This window comes from Paucibacter sp. XJ19-41 (assembly GCF_028462495.1).
In the GTDB taxonomy this organism is placed as follows: domain Bacteria; phylum Pseudomonadota; class Gammaproteobacteria; order Burkholderiales; family Burkholderiaceae_C; genus Roseateles_E.
Genome location: NZ_JAQOWX010000007.1, coordinates 32,952 through 54,858, shown reverse-complemented (window position 1 = coordinate 54,858; position 21,907 = coordinate 32,952). Strand labels below are relative to the sequence as shown.

16 protein-coding genes and 1 tRNA gene are annotated in these 21,907 nt (G+C 67.5%); 8 read left to right on the top strand and 9 right to left on the bottom strand.

The window, feature by feature from the left end:
• Nucleotides 1-49: 49 nt before the first annotated feature.
• From PO768_RS03325 to PO768_RS03315, 3 genes are read right to left on the bottom strand one after another with little or no spacing between them, the layout of a single operon-like run.
• Complete coding sequence (locus PO768_RS03325) at nucleotides 50-4,135, bottom strand: translocation/assembly module TamB domain-containing protein (protein ID WP_272644878.1); 4,086 nt, start codon at nucleotides 4,133-4,135, stop codon at nucleotides 50-52.
• Nucleotides 4,132-5,985 (bottom strand): autotransporter assembly complex protein TamA, encoded by a 1,854-nt coding sequence (locus tag PO768_RS03320; protein WP_272644877.1) that lies wholly within the window; start codon nucleotides 5,983-5,985, stop codon nucleotides 4,132-4,134. The genes PO768_RS03325 and PO768_RS03320 overlap by 4 nt, the downstream gene beginning before the upstream one ends.
• Complete coding sequence (locus PO768_RS03315; protein WP_272644876.1) at nucleotides 5,982-7,163, bottom strand: vWA domain-containing protein; 1,182 nt, start codon at nucleotides 7,161-7,163, stop codon at nucleotides 5,982-5,984. Before PO768_RS03315 ends, PO768_RS03320 begins: the two co-directional genes overlap by 4 nt.
• Nucleotides 7,164-7,274: 111 nt before the next feature.
• Here PO768_RS03315 and PO768_RS03310 point away from each other — a divergent pair, with 111 nt between their 5' ends.
• Nucleotides 7,275-8,549 (top strand): sensor domain-containing phosphodiesterase, encoded by a 1,275-nt coding sequence (locus PO768_RS03310; RefSeq protein ID WP_272644875.1) that lies wholly within the window; start codon nucleotides 7,275-7,277, stop codon nucleotides 8,547-8,549.
• On the opposite strand, the gene PO768_RS03305 is transcribed toward PO768_RS03310, so the two are convergent.
• From PO768_RS03305 to PO768_RS03290, 4 genes are read right to left on the bottom strand one after another with little or no spacing between them, the layout of a single operon-like run.
• Nucleotides 8,550-10,607 (bottom strand): S9 family peptidase, encoded by a 2,058-nt coding sequence (locus PO768_RS03305; RefSeq protein WP_272644874.1) that lies wholly within the window; start codon nucleotides 10,605-10,607, stop codon nucleotides 8,550-8,552.
• Nucleotides 10,583-11,191, bottom strand: a complete 609-nt coding sequence (locus PO768_RS03300; RefSeq protein ID WP_272644873.1) for a GNAT family N-acetyltransferase — start codon at nucleotides 11,189-11,191, stop codon at nucleotides 10,583-10,585. Before PO768_RS03300 ends, PO768_RS03305 begins: the two co-directional genes overlap by 25 nt.
• On the bottom strand, nucleotides 11,192-11,413 hold the full coding sequence (locus PO768_RS03295) for a hypothetical protein (protein ID WP_272644872.1): 222 nt from the start codon (nucleotides 11,411-11,413) through the stop codon (nucleotides 11,192-11,194).
• Nucleotides 11,410-12,264 (bottom strand): AAA family ATPase, encoded by an 855-nt coding sequence (locus tag PO768_RS03290; protein WP_137944026.1) that lies wholly within the window; start codon nucleotides 12,262-12,264, stop codon nucleotides 11,410-11,412. Before PO768_RS03290 ends, PO768_RS03295 begins: the two co-directional genes overlap by 4 nt.
• A gap of 99 nt (nucleotides 12,265-12,363) precedes the next feature.
• Here PO768_RS03290 and PO768_RS03285 point away from each other — a divergent pair, with 99 nt between their 5' ends.
• The 5 genes from PO768_RS03285 (at nucleotide 12,364) to PO768_RS03265 (ending at nucleotide 18,767) form a co-directional block, all read left to right on the top strand.
• Nucleotides 12,364-13,014, top strand: coding sequence for a c-type cytochrome (locus PO768_RS03285; protein WP_262970915.1), 651 nt, complete (start codon nucleotides 12,364-12,366; stop codon nucleotides 13,012-13,014).
• Between the two features lie 123 nt (nucleotides 13,015-13,137).
• Nucleotides 13,138-14,370, top strand: a complete 1,233-nt coding sequence (locus PO768_RS03280; protein WP_272644871.1) for an HD-GYP domain-containing protein — start codon at nucleotides 13,138-13,140, stop codon at nucleotides 14,368-14,370.
• 95 nt (nucleotides 14,371-14,465) lie between these two features.
• A complete protein-coding gene (locus PO768_RS03275; protein ID WP_137944023.1) occupies nucleotides 14,466-16,049 on the top strand; it encodes an ABC transporter substrate-binding protein in 1,584 nt (527 codons plus the stop codon).
• Between the two features lie 135 nt (nucleotides 16,050-16,184).
• Nucleotides 16,185-18,095, top strand: a complete 1,911-nt coding sequence (locus tag PO768_RS03270; protein WP_272644870.1) for a hypothetical protein — start codon at nucleotides 16,185-16,187, stop codon at nucleotides 18,093-18,095.
• A gap of 132 nt (nucleotides 18,096-18,227) precedes the next feature.
• Nucleotides 18,228-18,767, top strand: a complete 540-nt coding sequence (locus PO768_RS03265; protein ID WP_137944021.1) for a hypothetical protein — start codon at nucleotides 18,228-18,230, stop codon at nucleotides 18,765-18,767.
• 7 nt (nucleotides 18,768-18,774) lie between these two features.
• Here the strand turns inward: PO768_RS03265 and PO768_RS03260 are convergent.
• Nucleotides 18,775-18,862: transfer RNA gene (locus PO768_RS03260), tRNA-Ser, on the bottom strand.
• A gap of 35 nt (nucleotides 18,863-18,897) precedes the next feature.
• Nucleotides 18,898-19,725, bottom strand: a complete 828-nt coding sequence (locus PO768_RS03255; RefSeq protein ID WP_272644869.1) for a symmetrical bis(5'-nucleosyl)-tetraphosphatase — start codon at nucleotides 19,723-19,725, stop codon at nucleotides 18,898-18,900.
• A 100-nt stretch (nucleotides 19,726-19,825) separates the two neighbouring features.
• Here PO768_RS03255 and PO768_RS03250 point away from each other — a divergent pair, with 100 nt between their 5' ends.
• Complete coding sequence (locus PO768_RS03250) at nucleotides 19,826-21,127, top strand: hemolysin family protein (RefSeq protein ID WP_272644868.1); 1,302 nt, start codon at nucleotides 19,826-19,828, stop codon at nucleotides 21,125-21,127.
• Nucleotides 21,124-21,876 (top strand): SapC family protein, encoded by a 753-nt coding sequence (locus PO768_RS03245; protein WP_266004219.1) that lies wholly within the window; start codon nucleotides 21,124-21,126, stop codon nucleotides 21,874-21,876. The genes PO768_RS03250 and PO768_RS03245 overlap by 4 nt, the downstream gene beginning before the upstream one ends.
• Nucleotides 21,877-21,907: the final 31 nt, after the last annotated feature.

The following is a 21,907-nucleotide window of genomic DNA, read 5'->3' as shown; positions in this document are numbered from 1 at the left end:
CGGTGCACTTGCCGCTGAACCTGAAGTACATGCCTTGGCTCGGCGCCTGCTATTCCCACTTCCACTGCCAGATCAGGTCCACCGCGCTCTCCTCACCGGCCTGGGCGCGCAGGGTGAAGCGGCGTGCAATGCGGTAGATCAGCTGCCAGCTGCCGGTGGTGGCGTTGAGGCTGCGCTCATAGCCGAGGTACCAGCGGCGTGAGATGTTCTTGCCCAGGCGCACGATGGTGCCGCGCGAGTCGTCCTCGCCCTGGCTCAGCGACAGCTCGTCCAGCCCCAGATTTTTGATCAGCTTGCCCGAGGTGCTTTCGCCCTCACCGCTGAGCAGGGCCAGCGCGGCGCGCTGCAGCAGGGCCGTGTCGGTGCGGCCCAGGCCATCGGGTGCGCGGCCTAGCAGCAACCAGGAGAGCTTGTCGGTGTCGCCCATATCGGGCTCCGAGAACAGCTTGATGCGCGGGTTCAGTGCCGTGCCGGTCAGCGTCACGCCGACCCGGACATCGGTGTTGGGGCGTACCGCCAGCACGTTCAGGCGCGGGTTGTCGACCACGCCCGCAAAAGTGATCTCGCCGCGCTCGATGTCCAGGCGCTGGCCATAGGCGTCATAGGTGCCGCCGAAGGTGCGCAGCACGCCGTTCAGCGTCGGCCCCGCGCCCTGGTGTGCCAGCTTCAGCTCACCGCGCAAGCGGGTGTCCAGGCCGCGTCCCTTGATGCGCAGCTGCCGACCCAGATCCAGGGCCAGCTGCAGATCGATCTTTGGCGCGCGCCCGCTGGCTCGCGTGCGCCCGGCTTCGGGCAGAGCGCGGTCGGGGCGCAGTACCTGCACATCGTCGTCGAGGCTGGGCGCATCGCCGCGGCTGAAATCGAACAGGCCTTCGTCGACCGTGAAGCGCCCATCGAGGCTGAAGGCGTCGCGATCGATCTTCAAGCTGGCCTGCCCGCTGGCGCTCAGGCGGCGGTCAACCCGGCTCAGCGCGGCAAAGCGTTCGGCCGTCATGTTCAGCGTGAGCTCGGGCTTGTCGCCGAGCAGGGCGCGGCCCTGGGCGCTGAGCTTGCCGTCGCCGCCGCGGGCGCTCAGGCGCTCCAAGATGGCGGTGCTGCCATCGAGCTTCAGCGAGAACTCGCCCTCGCGCACATCAACGCCCAGCAGCGGGTTGCGCAGCGCGATCTGCGCGCCATTGGCCTGGCCGATGATCTCCGGGGCACCGACCTTGCCGGCCAGCTGGACCCCGGCATTGAAGCTACCGCCCAGGCGCCAGCCCGTCGGCACCCAGCTGCCCCAGGTGCTTAGGTTTTCGACATTGGCCTGCAGCACGCCCTCCAGCGGCGCATCCGGCGCCGGCCACAGGGCTTGCGGCGAGGTGCGACTGGTGATGGCACCGCCCAGCACGCCCAGATTGCTGCCGGCCACCGCCTGGGTGAAGTGCCAGACGCCGCCGCTGGCCAGCAAGCCCAGGCGCAGCTCGCTCAGGCCCAGGGCCTGGACGCCACCGGCCTCGTCGGTCACGGTCAGGTCACCGCCAGCACGGCTGAGCGCGATGTCGACCTCGACCTGCGGCGCGCTGCGCACCCGCGCCCGCCCACCCATCACCAGCTTGCCACCCCAGCCGAACTCGGGCTGCCAGCGCGCCAGCAGCGGCGCCACCGCTAGGGGCTCCAGTTCGAGCTCGGCGCTCAGCTGCGGCTGCCCGCCAGCGTCACGGGCAGCCAGCCACTGAATCTGGCTCCAGCGCAGCCCGGCACCGGCCAGCTCGATGCGGCCCGGTGCCAGATCGGCCTGTTGCAGCGTGATCGATGTGCCCAGCTGCAGGCTCAGCTTGACGTCGCGCGCCGAGACCCAGTCGGGCTGCTCGCTGCGGGTGGGCCGCAGCAGCAGCCGGCTGGCCTGAACCTGCCAGTTGACCGGATCCTTCGCCTGCTGCCAGGCCAGCCAGGGCGAGGCCGAGAGCTGGCCGTTCAGCGCCAGCAGCAGGCTGCCACTGAGGCCCGCGGGGTCGGCGATGGTGGCGGCCCAGGCCGGTGTGGGTGTGTACCCCTGGCCGTCGAGCTTGAGTTGATGGCGCTCCCAGCTGCCCTGCAGATCGAGCTGGGCCTGGCTGAGCAGGCTGCCGTTGAGGCTGAGCTGCTTGAGCTGGGCCTGGGCGCGCAGCGGGGCGTCGATGCGGCTGTCGAGCTGCCAATCCAGGGTGGCGCCGTCCAGGCGCAGGCTGTCCAGCCCGGGCAGGTTCTTCAGCTGCAGCGCCTTGATGTCGAGCCGGCCGCTGGTGCTGCCGCCGCCGTCCTTGCCACCTTCCTTGCCGTTGATTGCTAGCGTGCCCTGCAGGCCGCCGCTGAGCTGGGCCTGCGGGGCCCACAGCGTCAGCAAGGGTGTCAGCGCCGCGAGTTTCGGTGCGGCGATCTCGGCGCGGCCCTGTGGCGCGGCGCCGCCCTGGGCGCTCAGACGCAGCCGGTTGTCGGCACTGCTGAGGTCCAGCTGCAGCTCGGGCTTGGCGCTGGCCTGATAGCTGATCTGGCCGTCCAGGCCTACGCCGGCCAGCAGGCTGGGCTGGAGCTGCAGCTTGGCGGTGCCCAGCGGCCAGGCATCGGCGCCCTGGCGCAGCTCGGCCTGCAGCGTGGCATCCATGCTGTGCTGGCCCCTGGCCCAGCCCGAGCCGGCCTCGCCCGCCCAGAGCAGGCGGGGATCGAAGTCCTGGGTGCTGGCGCTGAGCTTGGCGCTCCAGCCCTGCGCACCGCTGGCAGGCAAGACCTGGCCCTTGATATCCAGGCGCGAGGCGCCCGATTGCAGCAGGGCCTGCTGCAGCTCGATCTGGCGGCCGTCGCTATTCGCACGCAGCTGCAGCTCGACCGGCCGGCTCAGCTTGGCAGTCTGCTGCCAGTCGCCGCTGAGCCGCCCATCCAGGTTCAGGCTGGGCCGCTCGCCGAGCTGGCCCTTCAGGTCGACCCGACCACTCAGCCGCAGCGCGGGCAGCCGGGCATCGAGGGCGGCGCTGCGCAGTTCGCTGACACGGGCCTGCAGCTGCAGGCCCGTGCCCTGGGCGCTGAGCCGGCCGGCCGGCGCGCCGGCACTGCCCAGCTGGGCCTCCAGCACATCGACATTCAGGCTGCTGAGGTCCTGCAGGCCCTGCAGATGATCGGGGCGGGCCTGTAGATCGAGCTTGAGGCTGTGCACCGGCAGGCGCTGCTGGTCCCAGCGGCCGGCCGCCCCATTGCGCAGCTCGGCCAGCAGATGGGCCGGCTGGTCCCAGGCGCTGGCCTTGAGCCGCGCATGGCCGCTCAGCACGGTGCTCGGCAGGCCGCTGTGCAGGGCGGCAAGGTCGAATTTGTCGGCGTTCAGCTCGGCGGCCTGCAGCGGCCAGCGCGCGAACGGGCGCAGCGCGGCATTCAGCTGCAGCGCCTGGCCGGCGGTCTCGGCGCTGGCCAGCAGCGCCGGTGCGTCCAGCGGGCCCTTGAGCGAGGCCTGGGCCTGCCATTGCTCGCCGGAGCGCAGCAGGGCCTGCAAATCCAGATTCATCGCAGCGGTGGTCTGCACACTGGCCTGGCCGCTGAGCGAGAGCTTGTCCCAGGCCAGGTGCTGCAGCTCGATGCGATGGCGCTGGCCCTCTTTTTCGGAAAGCCAGACCCCGGCGCGCAGATCGCGCAAGGGCTGCGCGCCCAGCGGCGGTGCGTGCACCTCGTCCACGCGCAGCTCGGCTATTCGCACCGCCAGCGGCAGGGTCAGGTCTTGCGGCGCGGCGCTTGGCTCGGTCGAGGCCGGGCTGTCAGGCCAGCCCAACGTCAGGCGCCGCGCCTGCAGGCGCTTGATCTCGAGCCGGCCCCACAGCAGCGGTGTGCGCTCCCAGGCCAGGCTCAGGCCTTGCCAGCGCAGGTCCTGCAGCTCGATGCTGAAAGCGGGGCTCTGGTAGCGCAGCCGGCGCGCCGAGAAGTCGCCCAGCAGCGGCCCCTGCGGCGCCTCGATCTGCAGGCCTGGCGCTTGTTGCAGCAGCCATGCCGTACCGGTCTCGGTCTTGAGCCCCCAGTACAGCGCCAGCGCAGCGGCGGCAGCCAAGGTCGGCAGGGCCAGGCTGGTGGTCAGCAGCAGGCGGCTGCGCTTCTTGCGCGGCAGCGTGGTCGGTGCCGGCGTGCTTTGCTCTTCGCTCATAGCGCGATCCCGACGCTAAAGTGCAGCCGCCATTTGCGCAGCTCATGGCCGCGCGCGATGTCGATGCGCAGCGGCCCGACCGGGCTGCGCCAGCGCAGGCCGACGCCATAGCCCAGGGCCGGTTTCAAGTCGCCCCAGCGGTCGGCCGCATTGCCGGCGTCGATGAAGGCTGCGCCCCAGAGGCTGGGCATGGCTTCGCTGATCGGACGGGCGATCTCGGCGCTGGCCGCGAACAGCATCCGGCCGCCAACGCTCTGGTCGCCCTCGGTGGGGCCCAGGCTGCGGTAGGGGTAGCCGCGCACCGAGTCGTCGCCGCCGGCGCGGAACAGCAGCTTGTCGGGCACGCCGACGTCCTGCTTGACGAAGACCTGGCCCACTTCAAGCCGGGTGTTGGCGTACCAGGTCTGGCTGCTGAGCTTGAAGGGCCGGTACCAGGCGGTCTTCAGATTGACCCGGCCGAAGAAGCCGTTGGCGCCGATCGAGCTGTCGGCGCGACCCAGGCCCAGCTGCAGCGAGGCCGTGTGCCCCTCGGTGGGCAGCAGATTGTTGTCGACCCGCCGGCGTGTCCATTGGCCGTTGATCGACAGCGCGCCGGCGCTGACGCTCAGATCGTCGGCGCGCTCGTGCGAGCGCAGCAGCTCGATGTAGTAGAGCCGCTCATCGCGGGTGGTCTCGCGCAGCCGGCCGAGCCGGGCCGTCAGGCTGGTCTTGATCTCGCCTTCGCTGCGGTCTTCTTCCAGCGCGATCGAACCTAGATTGCGCTGCATATCGTTCTGCGGGTGCGAGGTCAGCTCCAGCGAGGCGGCGCGCAGATCGCGGCCCAGATCGAGCTTGCTGAGGCTGCGCATCGGCAGACCGAAAGGGATCAGGTGCAGGTGCTCGAGCGTGACGCGCTGGCCGGTGTTGGCGTTGTAGCCGATGCCGGTGGTGGCCTGCTGGCGCGGCGCCTCGCGCAGGCGCACCAGCACCGGCGTGGCCTCGGCCTGCTCGGCCTCGGGCTGGATATCGACGCTGGCGCCATCGAAGAGCTGGGTCTGCAGCAGCCGCTCCTGGAAGTCCAGCAGGCCGCGCTCGCTGTAGGGCTGGCCCGGGGTGAATCCGGCCAGGCGCCGCACGGTCTCCTCGTGCTGGTATTTGAGCCCCTCGATACGCAGCTCGCCGAGGCGAAACAGCGGGCCGCTGTCGAGCTGCAATTCCAGCTCGGCGCTGTTGGTCTCGGCATGTACGCGCGCGGCCGTGTGGGCCCAGCGTGCCAGCGGGTAGCCGCCGGCGCGAGCGGTGGCCAGGGCCTCGGTCTTGCCCGAGGACCAGCGGCTTTGCAGGAAATAGCGGCCCGGGTCGAGATTCCAGTCCTCGCGCAGCTGGGCCCGCAGGCGCTCGGCCAGCGCCTGGGCAGCCTCGCCCTGGGGCTCTTGCAGCGCGCCGGCAAAGCTCAGGTCGACCCGGGTCACCTCGGTGCGGGGGCCGGGCGTGACGGTCAGCCGCACGCGCTGCAGGCCGCGCTCGTCGGCTGCCAGGCGCTCGAAGCGGGCCTCGGCGTTGAAATAGCCCTCGGTCTCCAGCAGCGAGCGGGCCTGGGCCGGTGCGGCGGCGGCCAGGCGGTCGAGCTCGATACGGCTCAGACGCTCGTCCTCGCCGATGCGCTGAAAGCGCGCCAGATCCAGGTGCTCCTGCAAGAGCGGGCGCAGCGCCTCGGGCGCCTCGATCTCGAGCTCGTAAGCGATCTTCTGCGGGTCGGCCGCCGACGCGGCGGCCGGCTTGCCGCCATTGAACAGGCCGCTCAGGCTGGCACAGCCCGACAGCAGCAGACTCGCCAGTGCGATGCCTGTGCGCAGCGTGCCCCCCCTCATTTGCTCAGCAAACGCATGGCGCCTTCCAGCCCGGCCAGCGAGAGCGGGAACATGCGTTGATGCATGATCTGCTGGACCAGCGCGATGCTCTGGCGGTACTGCCAGACGCCTTGCGGCTCGGGATTGATCCAGGCGTACTTCGGGAAGGCATGGGTGAGCCGCTGCAGCCATTCGGCGCCGGGCTCCTCGTTGTTGTACTCGACGCTGCCACCGGCCTGCAGGATCTCGTAGGGGCTCATCGTCGCGTCGCCGATGAAGATCAGCTTGTAGTCCTTGTTGTACTTGCGGATGATGTCCCAGGTCGGGAACTTCTCGGCGAAGCGGCGGCGGTTGTTCTTCCAGACGAAGTCGTAGACGCAGTTGTGGAAGTAATAGAACTCCAGATGCTTGAACTCGGTCTTGGCAGCCGAGAACAGCTCCTCGACCCGGTGCACATGCTCGTCCATCGTGCCGCCGACATCCATCAAGAGCAGCACCTTCACCTTGTTGTGGCGCTCCGGAATCATGCGGATGTCCAGCATGCCGGCATTGGCCGCGGTCTTGTGGATGGTGTCGTTCAGGTCCAGCTCCAGATCCGAGCCCTCGCGGGCAAAGCGGCGCAGCCGGCGCAGCGCCACCTTGATATTGCGGGTGCCGAGCTCGAGGTTGTCGTCATAGTCCTTGTAGGCGCGCTGCTCCCAGACCTTGACGGCACTCTTGTTGCCGCCCTGGCCACCGATGCGTATGCCTTGCGGGTTGTAGCCGCTGTTGCCGAAGGGGCTGGTGCCGCCGGTGCCTATCCAGCGGTTGCCGCCCTCATGACGTTCCTTTTGCTCCTCAAAGCGCTTTTTGAGCGTCTCCATCAGCTCGTCCCAGCCCATCTTCTCGATGGCGGCCTTCTGCTCGGGCGTCAGTTCCAGCTCCAGATGCTTGCGCAGCCACTCCAGCGGCACCTCCTTCGTGAAGTCGGTCAGCAGCTCGACGCCCTTGAAATAAGCGGCGAAGGCGCGGTCGAATTTGTCGAACTGGGCCTCGTCCTTGATCAGCGTGGTGCGGGCCAGGTAGTAGAAGTCGTCTATCGTCGGCACGCCGTCGGCGCCGATCACCCCGGCCTTCAGTCCCTCCAGCAGGGTCAGGAACTCCTTGACCGAGACCGGCAGCTTGGCCGCGCGCAGGGTATAGAAGAACTTGATCAGCATGAGCTCGGGTGGGGCAGGGTGGGCTCTTGATTATCCACATCCGATGCTGCACCGCAGCCAAGCCTGGTATCCGCTAGCATCGCGCTGACAAGACCGCCGGATCGGAGCGCCATGGCCACCGAAGTAGAGAGCACCTTGCTGGCCCTGTACGAGGCCATCAGTGAGCAGGACGGCATCTGGCAGGGCCGCCATGGCGACTGTCTGCTGAGCAGCAGCTTCCAGCCCATCTACAGCTTCCCGCACCGCCGCCCGGTCGGCTACGAGGCCCTGGTGCGGGTGCAGGACGGGCAGGGGCGGCTGCTGTCGCCGGTCAGCCTGTTCGAGCGGGTCGGCAGCTTCGAGGAACAGGTGAGGCTGGACCGGCTGTGCCGCCTGCTGCATGTGCACAACTTCGTTGCCCAGCAGGCGCAGGACAGCTGGCTGTTCCTGAATGTGCATGCGGCAGTGTTCGTCAATGTCACCGAGCAGGCGGAGATGCTGGCGCGCGCGGTCGAGGTCGTGCACCAGCTGGGCCTGCCGATGCAGCGCCTGGTGTTCGAGGTGACCGAGGACGTGATGTCGCAGGATCACAAGTTCGAGCTGGCCGTTGAGCAGGCGCGCGCCACCGGCTGCCTGCTGGCGCTGGACGATTTCGGCGTCGGCCATTCCAACTTCGACCGCATCTGGCGCATCCGGCCCGAGATCGTCAAGCTCGACCGCAGCTTGCTGACCCGGGCGATGGACTCCAAGCGCATCGCCCGCGTGCTCAGCCAGATGGTGGCCCTGCTGCATGAATGCGGTGCCCTGGTGCTGCTGGAGGGTGTCGAGACCCAGGACGAGGCGCATCTGGCGCTGGACGCCGATGTCGACCTGGTACAGGGCTATGCCTTTGGCCATCCCTCACCGCAGCTGCTGAGCAAGGCCGTCAGCGGCGAGGTCGAGAGCGCCTGGGAGCTGTTTGACCAGCGCCATCTGCATCTGCGGCAGGCCGACGAGGAGCGGGTTGCGCCCTTCCGTACCGCGCTGGCCCTGGCCCTGCAGCCCTTGCAGCAGGGCCGGCCGCTGGCCGAGGCCTGCGCGGCCTTCTTGCGGCTGGAGCAGGCCCAGCTCTGCTATCTGCTGGACGAGCAGGGCCGCGAGCAGGGCGAGCGGGTCGCGCCCACGGGCCGGGTCGAGGTGGCCGATCCGCGCTATGCGCCGCTGGAGCGGGCCGGCGATGCCCGCTGGGCCCGCCGCCCTTATTTCCGCCGCGCCATCGCCTCGATCGGCGAGGTGCAGCTGACCCGCCCCTACCTCAGCCTGCATGGCGCCCGCATGTGCGTCACCGTCTCGGTGGCGTTCTGGCGCGACGGCCAGCTGCGGGTGCTGTGCGGCGATATCGACTGGGGTCTGGCCGAAGGCGATTGATCAGGCCTTCTTCGTGCGGCTCGGTGCCAGGTCGTGCTTGGCCAGCCAGCCGAAGAACTCGCCGTACCAGAGCTTGCTGTTGCGCGGCTTCAGGATCCAGTGGTTCTCGTCGGGGTACCAGAGCAGGCGCGCGTCGACGCCCTTGGCCTTCAGCGTGTTGTAGTAGGCCAGACCCTGGGCATCGGGCACGCGGTAGTCCAGCGCGCCATGGATCACCAGGGTCGGCGTGGCCATGTGCTTCGCGAAGGCGTGCGGGCTTTGCGAGGCCACCTTGGCGGCATCGTCCCAGTACCAGGCGCCGAGTTCCTTGGCATGCCAGGTGTAGGCATCGTCGGCGAACATGGCCTGCCAGTCGTAGCAGCCGGCGTGGCAGACATAGGCCTGGTAGCGGCCCGGTTTCACATGGCCGTTCATCCAGGCGACCATATAGCCGCCGTAGCTGCCGCCGGTGGCGAAGACGCGCTTCTTGTCGGCCCAGGGCTTTTTGAGTATCCAGTCGGTGCCGGCCTCGACGTCCTGCAGCTCCAACTCGCCCCAGCGCTGGGTGATCGAGTCGAGGAACTGGTAGCCAAAGCTCGAGGAGCCGTGATAGTTGACGCAGGCCAGCACATAACCCTGCGACGCGAAGACCTGATGGTTCCAGCGGAAGTGCCAGCTGTCGCCGAAGGCCGTGTGCGGGCCGCCGTGGATCAGGTGCATCACCGGGTATTTCTTCTTCGCATCGAAGCCGGGCGGGTAGACCAGCCACATCTGCACATCGTCGCCCTGGGCGCCCTTGTAGACCACCTCCTCGTGGCGGCAGAAGGTGTAGTCGGCCAGCAGCGTGTCGTTGAAGGACTCGATACGGCTGATGACCTGACCCCGGCCCTCCTCATCACCCTCGCTGACGACCACCGACAGGCGCGGCGGGTGCTGGACGCTGTCGTGCTGCACGACCAGGGTGCCGGCTTCCAGCGCGAAGGCCGTCGCGTTGCCGCCCTCGAAGAGCTTGAAGGCCTCGCAGGTCTTGACGTCGAAGCGCCAGAGATGGCGCCGGCCGCGCTCCTCGGCGCCGAACAGAACGCCCAGATCGTCCTCGTCCCAGCGCAGCGGCGCGGTGACCTCGTAGTCCCAGTGCTCCGACAGCACGGCCCAGTGGCCCTGCGTGTCCAGCACCGCCAGCTGCGAGGGCATGGTGTGCTTCTTGCCCTGGTGGCTGGCCAGGAAGGCCAGGTGCTGGCCGGCGTGGCTGTAGCGCGGTGCCTGCAGATCCCAGTCCTTGTCCTGCAGCAGCGTGCGGATCACGCCGCTCTTGAGTTCGACCTCGGCCAGCGCGTAGCGGTTGTCCAGGCGTTTCTCGGCGGCGGGGTCGAAGGCGAACACGATGCGCTTGCCGTCCGGTGCGATATCGAAGCAGTTGGCGTCGGGGTCGGCGCGGGTGAGTTCGATGTCCGTGCCCTCGAACAGGTCGCGGGTCTTGCCGGTGGCCACATCCATCACATGCAGATGCGCGACCCGGCCCATCGGCACATGATGGTCCCAGTAGCGGTAGACCGCCTCGCTGGTGACGTAGCCAGTCGCCTTGCGCTCCTTGAACTCCTTGTGCGCCTTGGCCTGGGCAGCCGCGCCCTTCAGCCCGGGCCAGACCCAGGAGATGAAGGCGATGCGCTTGCCGTCCGGAAACCACTTGAAGGCCTCGACGCCGGTGGCGACGCTGCCCACGCGCCGGGCCTCGCCGCCGTCTGGCGCGATCAGGTAGAGCTGGGCTTCCTCATCCTTGCTGCCTTGCTGCTCGCGGCGCGCGATGAAGGCAATCCGGTCGCCCTGCGGGCTCCACTGCGGCTGGCCGTCCTTGTCACCGGCACTGGTCAGTGCGCGCGGCGCCCCGCCCAGCGTCGACAGCAGCCACAGGCCGGACTGGGCCTTGTTGCTCTCCATCGAATAGCGGGTCACGGCGGCCACGGCCTGGGCGCCATCGGGCGACAGGCTGGGGGCACCGACACGCTCGATCTGCCACAGGGCGTCGACGTCGAAAGTCTTCTTGAGGGTTTTCTTCAGCGGGGTTTTGCGAGTTGCCATTGCAGATGGGTTTTGACGGTGGGCCATTCGGTCGCGGTGATGCTGTAGACGGCGGTGTCGCGCAGTGTGCCGTTGCTGGCGCGCATGTGCGAGCGCAGGATGCCGTCGAGCTGTGCGCCCAGACGCTCGATCGCGCGGCGGCTGGCCGTGTTGAAGCGGTGGGTGCGGAACTCGACCGCGATGCAGGCGAGCGTCTCGAAGGCGTGCGTCAGCAGCAGCAGCTTGCACTCGGTGTTCAGCGGGCTGCGCTGCACGCTGTTGCCATACCAGGTGGAGCCGATTTCGACGCGGCGGTTCGCGTTGTCGATATTCATGAAGGTGGTCATGCCGACGATGCGCTGGTCGGCATCGAAGACCGTGAAGGGCAGCATGCTCTGCTTGGTTTGCAGATCAAGCCGGCGCCGGATCTCGGCGGCCATGCCTTCGGGTGTCGGGATCGCGGTGTACCAGAGCTGCCAGAGCTCGCCTTCGCGCACGGCGGCCTGCAGGCCGGCCTCGTGCTCGGGGGCCAGCGGTGCCAGCGTGGCGTGGCGGCCGCTCAGCGTGACCGGTGTGCAGATGGCCGTCGTGTCAGTGCTTGCCATTCAGCCTCTCAGCATCAGTTTGCGCGCCAGCCAGCGGCCGAGGCCGCAGCCCACAAGGATCAGCGCCAGGCCGATCAGCTCGGGAACCCCCCAGGCGGTGCTGGCGATGAAGTCGTAGCCCAGCCAGCGGCCGAGCTGCCAGCCGGCCAGCGCGCCGAGCACGAAGCCGATGGCGTCGGCCAGCCCCTGCCGGAAGGCCTTGCCCAGGTCTTGGCTGCTCATCGGTTGTTGCGCTGCATGAAGACCAGCTTCTCAAACAGGGTCAGGTCTTGCTCGTTCTTCAGCAAGGCGCCCACCAGCGGCGGGATCAGCACCTTGTCATCGCCGCTCTTCAGCGCCTCGGTCGGGATGTCCTCGGCCACCAGCAGCTTCAGCCAGTCCAGCAGCTCGCTGGTCGAGGGTTTTTTCTTCAGGCCGGGCAGATTGCGCACGTCGAAGAAGGTCTTCATCGCGGCGGCCAGCATCTCGGACTTGATGTCGGGGAAGTGCACGTCGACGATCTTCTGCATCGTCGGCGCATCAGGGAACTTGATGTAGTGGAAGAAGCAGCGGCGCAGAAAAGCGTCGGGCAACTCCTTCTCGTTGTTGGAGGTGATGAAGACCAGCGGGCGATGCTTGGCCTTGATCAGCTGGCGCGTCTCGTAGCAGTAGAACTCCATGCGGTCGAGTTCGCGCAGCAGATCGTTGGGGAACTCGATATCGGCCTTGTCGATCTCGTCGATCAGCAAGGCCACCGGCGCATCGGCCTCGAAGGCCTGCCACAGCACGCCCTTGACGATGTAGTTCTCGATATTGCGGACCTTGTCCGTGCCCTCGATGCCGGAGAGCTGGCTGTCACGCAGCCGGCTCACCGCGTCATACTCATACAGGCCCTGCTGGGCCTTGGTCGTGCTCTTCACATGCCACTGCAGCAGCGGCAGGTTCAGGGCCTGGGCGACTTCCTCGGCCAGCATGGTCTTGCCGGTGCCGGGTTCGCCCTTGACGAGCAGGGGACGCTGCAGCGTGATGGCGGCATTGACCGCCAGCATCAGGTCGGCGGTGGCGACGTATTGGTCCGAGCCTTGAAACTTCATGGTGTAGATCAACGACAGATGGGCTGCGGGCCAGTATACGGGCCCCCTATAATCGCGCCCGGTGTCAGATCCAGACCCAGCACTACAACACTCGGGACCATGAAAAAACTGCTGCAGATTTCGCTCGCTTTGGCCGCTACCGTCGGAGCCCTGACCTCGGTGCAGGCGCAGGATGTGGCCGCCGGGCAGAAGAAGGTGGCCATGTGCATCGGCTGCCATGGCATCCCGGGCTATCAGTCCAGCTTCCCCGAGGTATACAAGGTGCCGATGATCTCGGGCCAGGGCGCCAAGTACATCGCCGCCTCGCTGAGCGCCTATGCCAAGGGCGAGCGCAAGCACCCGACGATGCGCGGCATCGCGCTGAGCCTCACGGAGCAGGACATCGCCGACATCTCGGCCTATTACGAGCAGCATGGCAAGAGCACGACGACCGTGCCCGAGGCGGCCGTGCCGGCGAGCGCCCAGGTCACCGAGCTGCTGAACAAGGGCGCCTGCGCTTCCTGCCACGGTGCGAACTTCAGCAAGCCGATCGACGGCAGCTACCCCAAGATCGCCGGCCAGCACGCCGACTATCTGTATGCCGCGCTGAAGTCCTACCAGGTCGAGGGCAATGCCGTCGTGGGCCGTGGCAACGCCATCATGGCCGGCCAGGTCAAGCAGTTCAGCCATGCCGAGCTGAAGGCCATGTCCAAGTACCTGGCCTCGCTGCCGGGTGAACTGAAGGTCGTGCCGCAGCCCAAGCTGCGCTGAAGCCTATTTGTTTGATATTCATCAAGCCGCCTCTTGTAGGCGGCTTTTTTATGCCTGTTCGCCGCATGCAGGGGCGCGGTGCGCACGATACTGAGGCTTGTTGCTTTCGCATACGGCTGCGTCATGCTCAAGAAGATCCCGGTCCAGCAGGTAGAACTCGGCATGTTCATCCAGTCGCTGGAGGGGTCCTGGCTCTCCCACCCGTTCTGGAAGACCAAGTTCGTGCTCAATGAGCCGGCCGAATTGGCGGCTTTGCGCGGCAGCGGGGTGCCGGAGGTTTGGATCGATCTCTCCAAGGGGCTGGCGCCGGCTGCGGTCGCGCCTGTCGCGCTCGCGCCCGCCGCTGTGGCGGCCGTCGCCACTGCGCCCCAGCCCGTGCCGAGCCCGCTGCCGGCCCCCGCGCCCGTCAGCCTTGGCGAAGAGCTCGCGCGCGCCGGCGAGTTGGTGAATCGGTCCCGCCAGGCGGTGATGGACCTGTTCGGCGAGGCGCGCATGGGTCGTGCCATCGATGCCGAGCAATGCCTGCCCCTGGTCGAGGACGTGACCGCCTCGGTGGAGCGCAACCCCTCGGCCCTGATCAGCCTGGCGCGGCTCAAGACCAAGGACAACTACACCTATATGCACTCGGTGGCGGTGTGCGCGCTGATGGTGGCGCTGGCGCGCCAGCTCGGCCTGTCGACCCAGACCGTCCGCGAGGCCGGCCTGGCCGGGCTCTTGCACGATGTCGGCAAGATGATGATGCCGCTGGAGGTGCTGAACAAGCCTGGCCAGCTCAGCGATGCCGAGTTCTCGACCATGCGCACCCACCCGGTGCAGGGCTACCAGGCCCTGAAGGCCGGCGGCGCGGTGCCGCAGTCGACGCTGGACGTCTGCCTGCACCACCACGAGAAGATGGACGGCAGCGGCTATCCCGAGAAGCTGGTCGGCGAGCAGATCAGCCTGATGGCGCGCATGGGGGCGGTCTGCGATGTCTATGACGCGATCACCTCCAACCGCCCCTACAAGACCGCCTGGGACCCGGCCGGCTCGATCCAGCGCATGGCGCAGTGGCAGGGGCATTTCGACCCGGCGGTGTTCCAGGCCTTCGTCAAAAGCATAGGCATCTTCCCGGTCGGCACGCTGGTCAAGCTGCATTCGGGAAGGCTGGCGGTGGTCATCGAGCAGAACCCGGCCAAGCTGGTGGCGCCCGTTGTGCGGGTGTTCTTCTCGACCAAGTCCAAGCTGCCCATCCCGGTGCAGCTGCTGGACCTGGCTGCACCCGGCTGCAGCGACAAGATCCTGGGCCGCGAACTGGCCCAGGACTGGGGCTTCACCCATCTGGCCGAGCTCTGGGCCAAGCCCGCTGTGCGCGGCTGATCCGGGCTAGCCCCATCAGGTGAATCCCAGGGGCGGCGCGCTGCCGCGCCTGCCTACACTCGCGCCACCGTACGTTCACAGTTGGGAGTTCCCGAATGAAGAGAAAGCCGTTTTTGCTGCTGGGCCTGGTCACCGCCGCCTGTGCACTGAGCGTGCAGGCGCAAACCCTGCGCTGGGCCAGTCAGGGTGATCCCCAGACCATGGACCCCCACTCTCAGAACGAGAGCATGACCAATATGATGAACGGTCAGGTCTACGAGAGGCTGACCAAGCGCGATGCCAAGCTCAATATCGTGCCGGGCCTGGCATCCGAGTGGAGCCAGCCCTCGCCGCTGGTCTGGCGCTTCAAGCTGCGCCCGGGCATCAAGTTCCACGACGGCTCGCCGCTGACCGCCGATGACGTGGTGTATTCGATCAACCGCGCCAAGGAGCCGACCTCGCAGATCGCCGTCTATGCGGCCGCCGTCGGCACGCCGAAGAAGATCGACGACCTGACCGTCGAGTTCCAGCTGCAGACCTTCAACCCGATCTTTCTGCAGCATCTGGACACGCTGTGGATCATGAGCAAGAGCTGGAGCGAGCAGCACAAGGTGACCCGCCCGCTGGACTTCAAGAACAAGGAAGAGGCCTTCACGAGCCGCAACGCCAATGGCACCGGGCCCTATATGCTGGTGACCCGCGAGCCCAGCGTGAAGACCGTCTACAAGCGCAACCCGAACTGGTGGGGCAAGTTCGACGGCAATGTGCAGGACATCGTGTTCACGCCGATCGGCAATGACGCGACCCGCCTGGCCGCTCTGGTGTCCGGCGAGATCGACTTCGTGCTGGACCCGGCGCCGCGCGATGTGCCGCGGCTGCGCAACACCCAGGGCGTGAAGATCGTCGACGGGCCGGAGAACCGGCTGGTGATGCTGGGCATGGACCAGGCGCGCGACAAGTTGCTCTACGGCGCCGTGCCGGGCGACAAGAATCCGTTCAAGGACCAACGCGTGCGCAAGGCGCTGTACCAGGCCATCGATGTCGAAACGATGCGCACCAAGCTGATGAACGGCCTGTCGGTGCCCACCGGCGGGCTGACGCCCTCGCCGCTGGGTTCCTACAACGACCCGGCCATCGAGACCCGCTACCCCTTCGACATCGCCGCCGCCCGCAAGCTGATGGCCGACGCCGGCTATGCCGACGGCTTCGAAGTCACCTTGGACTGCCCCAACAACCGCTATATCAACGACGAGGAGATCTGCCTGGCCGTGGCCACGATGTGGGCGCAGCTGAAGGTCAAGGTCAAGGTCAATGCGATGCCGCGCGTGACCTTCTTCCCCAAGGTCGAGAAGCTCGACACCAGCGTCTATCTGTACGGCTGGGGCGGCGCCATCACCGATGCCGAGACCATGATGACCCCGGTGCTGCGCAACCGCGGCGAGAAGGGCGTGGGGGCCTACAACTACGGCAACTTCAAGAACGACAAGTTTGACCAACTGGCCGCGCAGAGCAGTGTCGAGGCCGATGCCAAGAAGCGGGAACAGCTGATCAAGGCCGCGCTGATGGAGGTCAAGGAGCAGGTCAATGTGATCCCGTTGCACCGCCAGGTCATCCCCTGGGCCGCGCGCAACAATATCAATGTGGTGCACCGCGCCGACAACTGGTTCGAGACGGCCTGGGTCACTGTCAATCCGAAGTAAGAGGATCCGAACAGATCGACAAAACGGCCTGCGGGCCGTTTTTTATTGGCCGCACTTTCCGGCGCTGATGCGGCATTTGTCCCGGTGCGCCCTGGCCATACTCGCCGCATCTTCCTGCCCGAGTTGTCGTTTGCCATGCGCTTGCCCTCTATTGCCGCCCGCTCGCTGAGCCTGATGGCCGCCCTGTGTCTGCTTGCCTGCGGCGGCGGCGGGGGGGCGGACGGCGACAGCGGCACGACGCCGGCTGCCGATCTGGTGCTCAGCGGCGTGGCCGCCGTCGGCGCGCCGCTGGGCGGCGCACGCATCAGCGTGGTCGATGCCAAGGGTGCCAGCGTCGGCTCGGCCGTGGCCCACCCGGTCGAGGGCACCTACCGCCTGACGCTGTCGACCCAGAGCCCGGCGATGCCGCTGCTGCTGCAGGCGCGCGGCATGGACGCGGCCGGCCAGCCGCAGGTGCTGCACGGCACCGTGCAGACCGCTGCCGCGACGATGACGGCCCAGCTGACCCCGCTGAGCGACGCCGCCGTGGCGCTGGCCCTGGGTACCGACCCGCGGCCGGTGTTTGCCAAGGCCGCCGACAACGCGGCCCTGCTGGCCAGCCTGGGCAAGGCCAGCGCCGCCGCCGATTTCCTGAAGACCATCGTCAAGACCCAGCTGACCGAACTGAAGATCAGCGATGCGGCCGCCCTGAACCTGCTGGGCGATGCCGGCTTCGCGGCCGTCAAGAGCAATAGCCAGGATCTGCTGATCGAGAGCCTGCGCATCGGCCTGGTCACGAACAGCAAGGGCGTCGAGCAACTGCAGCTGGGCAACAAGCTGTTGATCAATCAGCCGGTCGAGGTGCTGGTGGATCTGGCCACGGCCAAGACCGAGCTGGCCAAGAGCGCCGATGCGGCGCCGGCCAATGCGATCAGCTCCACCTTGAAGGCCACCACCGGCGCCGCCAAGGTGCTGCCCGAGCTGGCCACGCTGGACGAGCTGGGCGCGGCGCTGAACAAGCTGATCGCCCAGGGCGCCAGCGCCGCCACCTTTGCCGCCTCTGAGCTGCTGGTCGGCTATGAGGGCCACAACGGCCGCACGCTCGCCGAGCTCTCGGCGCTGCTGGCCGGCTATGCGCAGAAGAACTGGCAGTTCGGCCGCTTCCAGCTCAGCGGCTGTGCCGACGATGTGGCGGTGACGGCCGGCTGCAACCGCGTGCTGGTGGCCGCGCCGATCAGCGACAGCAGCGGCAGCACGGTCGCGCTGTTCAGCGATGCGCTGAGCCTCACCAAGCCCAAGTGGCTGCTTAAGGGCAATGGCAAGAAGCTGGAGTTCGGCCTGCTGCCGGTCTCCTGGCTTGGCCTGGAGGCCAGCGGCGCGCTGTCCGGCGTCGTCGCGCCGGCCAGCAATCCCGGCCTGGGCGTGCAACTGCTGCTGCAGGCGCAGGACAGTGCCGGCACGGCGCTGCTTGACAAGGCCACGGTGCAGACCCCCGGCGGCTTCAGCATCCCGCTGGCCTATTGCGGCCAGCGCTGGCTTTGCATCAGCGCGGCCGCCGGCGCGACCTCGGCCGTGGCCAGCGGCGCGCTTTCCGACACCTTGCTGCAACCCACCAGCCTGGGCTGGTTGGGTGGCGCCGACACCTTGCGCGCCGCCCGCTACCTGGCCAGCTACACGCTGGCCGGCACGGCCGAAACCCGCAACAGCTGGCTGCGCGCCGAGCTGCCTGCCAGCGTGCCGGCCGCCGCTCGCCACCCGGCCCTGGACGGCGTCAGTGCGAGTGCCCCGCTGAGCGCCGCCGCCCTGGCCAGCGGCCTGACGCTGAACTGGTCGAGCTGGGCCAGTGCCAATCCCGATCTGCGGCTGAGCAACGTGCGGGCGGTGATCCGCTACAGCGCCAGCGTGACGATCAGCGACTTCACGCCCGCCTTCCCGCCGGCCAGCACGCTGAGCCTGCCGGCGCTGTCGGCCCAGGCCGGCCAGACGCCGCTGGCCTACGAACTCTGGCTGACGGCCCAGGACGGCGCGGGGCGGCGGCTGGTGACGCGGTACACGCTGCAGCCCTGAACTGCCTGCGCAGCCCACCACTCCTAGGGATGGGCCAGGGCAGGGGTCGCACCTAGCCTGACTTCCGACACGGCCGAGCCTTTGGCGACCGCCAAGGCCCTAGCGCCTGTCAGTCAGCAATGGAGGTGCAGCATGCCCACCCGTCAACTCATGGTTACGCAGATCAAGTGCCTGGATGACACCAGCGAGGGCGGCAGCGATGCGCCTTATCTGATGGTTTTCATGGGGCATCGCAATGTGCCCGGCGGCAAGCTGATCCGCGTGCGCGATCCCGACTGGGATGGCGCCTTCCTCGCCGGCAAGACGATGAATATGCGACAGATCGTCAACGAGGCCGAAGCCGGCGGCGCCTTTGTGTTCGCCTGGCTGCTGGAAGAGGACTTTGACCCCGACCTCGGCAGCGGCGGCGTCCTGCAGCTGATGATGCAGTCGGTCTGGAACATCTACGGTGGCAGTGCCTGGGCCAATCTGAACAGCGATCAGCTGCGCTCCATCGTCCGACCGAAGCTGACCGATCTGCTCAAGAGCACGCTGTCGAACGATGAGTACCTGGGCTCGCACAGCTTCGTCGTGCCCCTGGTGACCACCGAGACCTCGCTGTCCCCGCTGAGCTACAGCGGCGATGGCGGCAGCTACAAGATCACCTTCACGGTGCGTATCAAGGGGGGCTGAGCCCGCTTGGCGGAGGCTGTGAGATTCGAACTCACGGACGGTTGCCCGTCGACAGTTTTCAAGACTGTTGGGTTAAACCACTCCCCCAAGCCTCCGGTTTCTGCCTTGCGCAGAGCGCGCATTCTAGCCGCTATGCAAGGCCCGGCTTCTGGGCCTGCGCGCAGTCCACCTGGATGATCTCCAGCACGCGGCCGGTCTCGACCCGGGCGGCCGTCAGGCGGCCGCCCCAGACGCAGCCGGTGTCCAGCGCCAGCAGGTCGGGGCGCTGCAGCAGGCCCAGGGTCGACCAGTGGCCGAAGGCGATGGGTGTGCCGGCGCTGCGCCGGCCGGGCACATCGAACCAGGGCAGGAAGCCCTCGGGCGCGCCGTCGGCGTCCTTGGTCTTCAGGTCCAGGCGCCCCTGGGCATCGCAAAAGCGCAGCCGGGTCAGCACATTGATGATGAATCGCCATCGGGCGATGCCGGCCAGGGACTCGTCCCAGCTCAGCGGCTCATTGCCATACATCTGTTGCAGAAAGTCCTGCAGATCGGGCCCGCACAGCAGCGCCTCGACCTCGCTGGCCAGGGCCAGCGTCTGCAGCGTGTCCCATTGCGGCACGACGCCGGCATGCACCATCAGCCAGCCCAGCTCGTGCCGGGCCAGGCGCTGCTGGCGCAGCCAGTCCAGCAGGGCCTCGCGGTCGGGGGCGTCGAGGATTTCGTTCAGCGTGTCGCTGCGGTGCGGCTTGCGGGTGCCGGCGGCGGCGGCCAGCAGGTGCAGGTCGTGGTTGCCCAGCAGGCAGCGGGCCGCGTCGCCCAGGCCTTGCAGGCGGCGCAGGGTGGCCAGCGAGGCCGGGCCGCGGTTGACGAGGTCGCCCAGCAGATAGAGCCGGTCGCGCGAGGGCGAGAAGTCGAGTTTGGCGAGCAGGTGCTCCAGCGCGTCGCAGCAGCCTTGCAGATCACCGATCAGATAGTTCATACCGGGATTGTGCGGTGGGTTTGTGTCATGGCCTTCTGCTACGCTTGCGCCCCCGAAAGAACCGATGCGCGACCGGGTTTACCCGAGGCTCGCGCTGCCAATGGATACCGCCCTAGTCATTTTTCTGATTCTGCTCAACGGCCTTTTCGCGATGTCGGAAATGGCGCTCACCGCCGCCCGCAAGGCCCGGCTGCAGGTGATGGTGGAAGGCGGGGAGTCCGGTGCCCAGGCGGCGATGGACCTGCACGAGAACCCGACCAAGTTTCTGTCCACGGTGCAGATAGGCATCACCTCGATCGGCGTGCTCAACGGCATCGTCGGCGAGGCCGCGTTCGCCGGCCCGCTGGCGCTGTGGCTGGGCTCGCTGGGCCTGGCCCAGCACATCGCGCAGTACACGGCCACCGGCCTGGTCGTCGTGATACTGACCGTGGCCACCATCATCTTCGGTGAGCTGGTGCCCAAGCGCCTGGGCCAGATGTTTCCGGAGACGGTGGCTCGCCTGGTGGCGCCGCCGATGGATTTTCTATCCCTGGTGGCACGACCGCTAGTTGTGTTTCTGAGCTTTGCGACCAATGCGGTGCTGGGCCTGCTGGGCCTGCGCGGCAGGGCGCAGCGCGGCGTCACCGAAGAAGAGATCGCGGCCAGCCTGGAAGAGGGACTGGACGCCGGCGTGATCGAGGAGCAGGAGCACCAGATGGTGCGCAATGTGTTCCGGCTCGATGAGCGCCAGGTCGGCTCGATGATGATTCCGCGCGCCGAGATCGCCTGGCTCAATATCCATGACGAGGCGCCGCAGGTGCTGGCCATCCTGCAAGCCCATGGCTACAGTCGCTACCCGGTCTGCCGCGAAGGGCTCAATGATGTGATCGGCGTGGTCTCGGCCCAGACCCTGCTGCAGCGCGCGCTGTCCGGCCAGCCACTGAATCTGGGTGACGATCTTGAGGCGCCGATCTTTGTGCCCGAGACCTTGTCGGGCATGGAGCTGCTGGACCATTTCCGCGGCTCGGATGCGCAGCTGGTCTTCGTCGTCGACGAGTACGGCGAGGTCCAGGGCGTGATCTCGGTGCGTGATGTGTTGGAAGCGATCGCGGGCGAGTTTTCGGCGCCCAGCGATGGTGATGCCTGGGCGGTGCAACGCGAGGACGGGAGCTGGCTGATGGACGGCCTGATTCCCAGCCCCGAGCTGAAGGACCGCCTGGACCTGAAGGAACTGCCCGAAGAGGATCGTGGGCGCTACAACACCCTGGCCGGCATGATCATGCTGCTCTTGGGGCGTTTGCCGCGCACGGCCGATGTGGTGGAGTGGAACGCCTGGAGATTCGAGGTCGTGGACCTCGATGGCAAGCGTGTGGACAAGGTGCTGGTCAAACGACTGGCTCAAGATGGAGATGATGAGAAATGAGCAACCCCCCTTTGTACGGCTCGCTGGTGCCGCTGGACCGTGAACAGCACAAGAACCTGCGCCTGCAGGCCGAGCTGCCGACGCTGGAGCGCGTGGCCGGCCTGAACTCGCTGTTCCTGACGGCGGTCGAGTTTGCCGACGCCTGCAAGGAGTTCCCTATCGTGTTCGTGCGCGTCGGCGAGAGCGCGCAGCAGCCGGCCGAAGGCGCCAAGCCGGCCGTGGCCCCGCTGGCCGTGTTCGGCCTGAAGCCGGGCAGCAATCTGTTCCTGAAGGACGGCAAGTGGACCGGCAACTACCTGCCCGCCTATCTGCGCCGCTACCCCTTCGCGATGGCCCGCATCAACAACAGCGACGACATCGCCGTCTGCTTTGACGAGCAGTGGAAGGGCTTTTCGCAGACCGAGGGTCAGCTGCTGTTCGCCGCCGACGGCCAGCCCACCGAGTTCACCGTCAACGCGAAGAACTTCCTTGAGAGCTTCGAGCGCGAAGCCGAGCGCACTCGCATGGTCTGCGCCCAGCTGCAGGAGTTCGACCTGCTGCAGGACATGCGCTTCGAAGCTACCCTGCCCAATGGCGAGAAGATCGATGTTGACGGCTTCCTGGCCATCAACGAAGACAAGCTCGCGCAGCTGGAAGACGAGAAGGTGTTGCAGCTGCACCGCAGCGGCCTGCTGGGTCTGATCGAGATGCACCGTGTCTCGATGGGCAATATGAGCCGTCTGGCACAGGCGCACAGCGCCGCTGCCTGAGTCCGCAGACGACGCCGGGGCAAACCCGCTG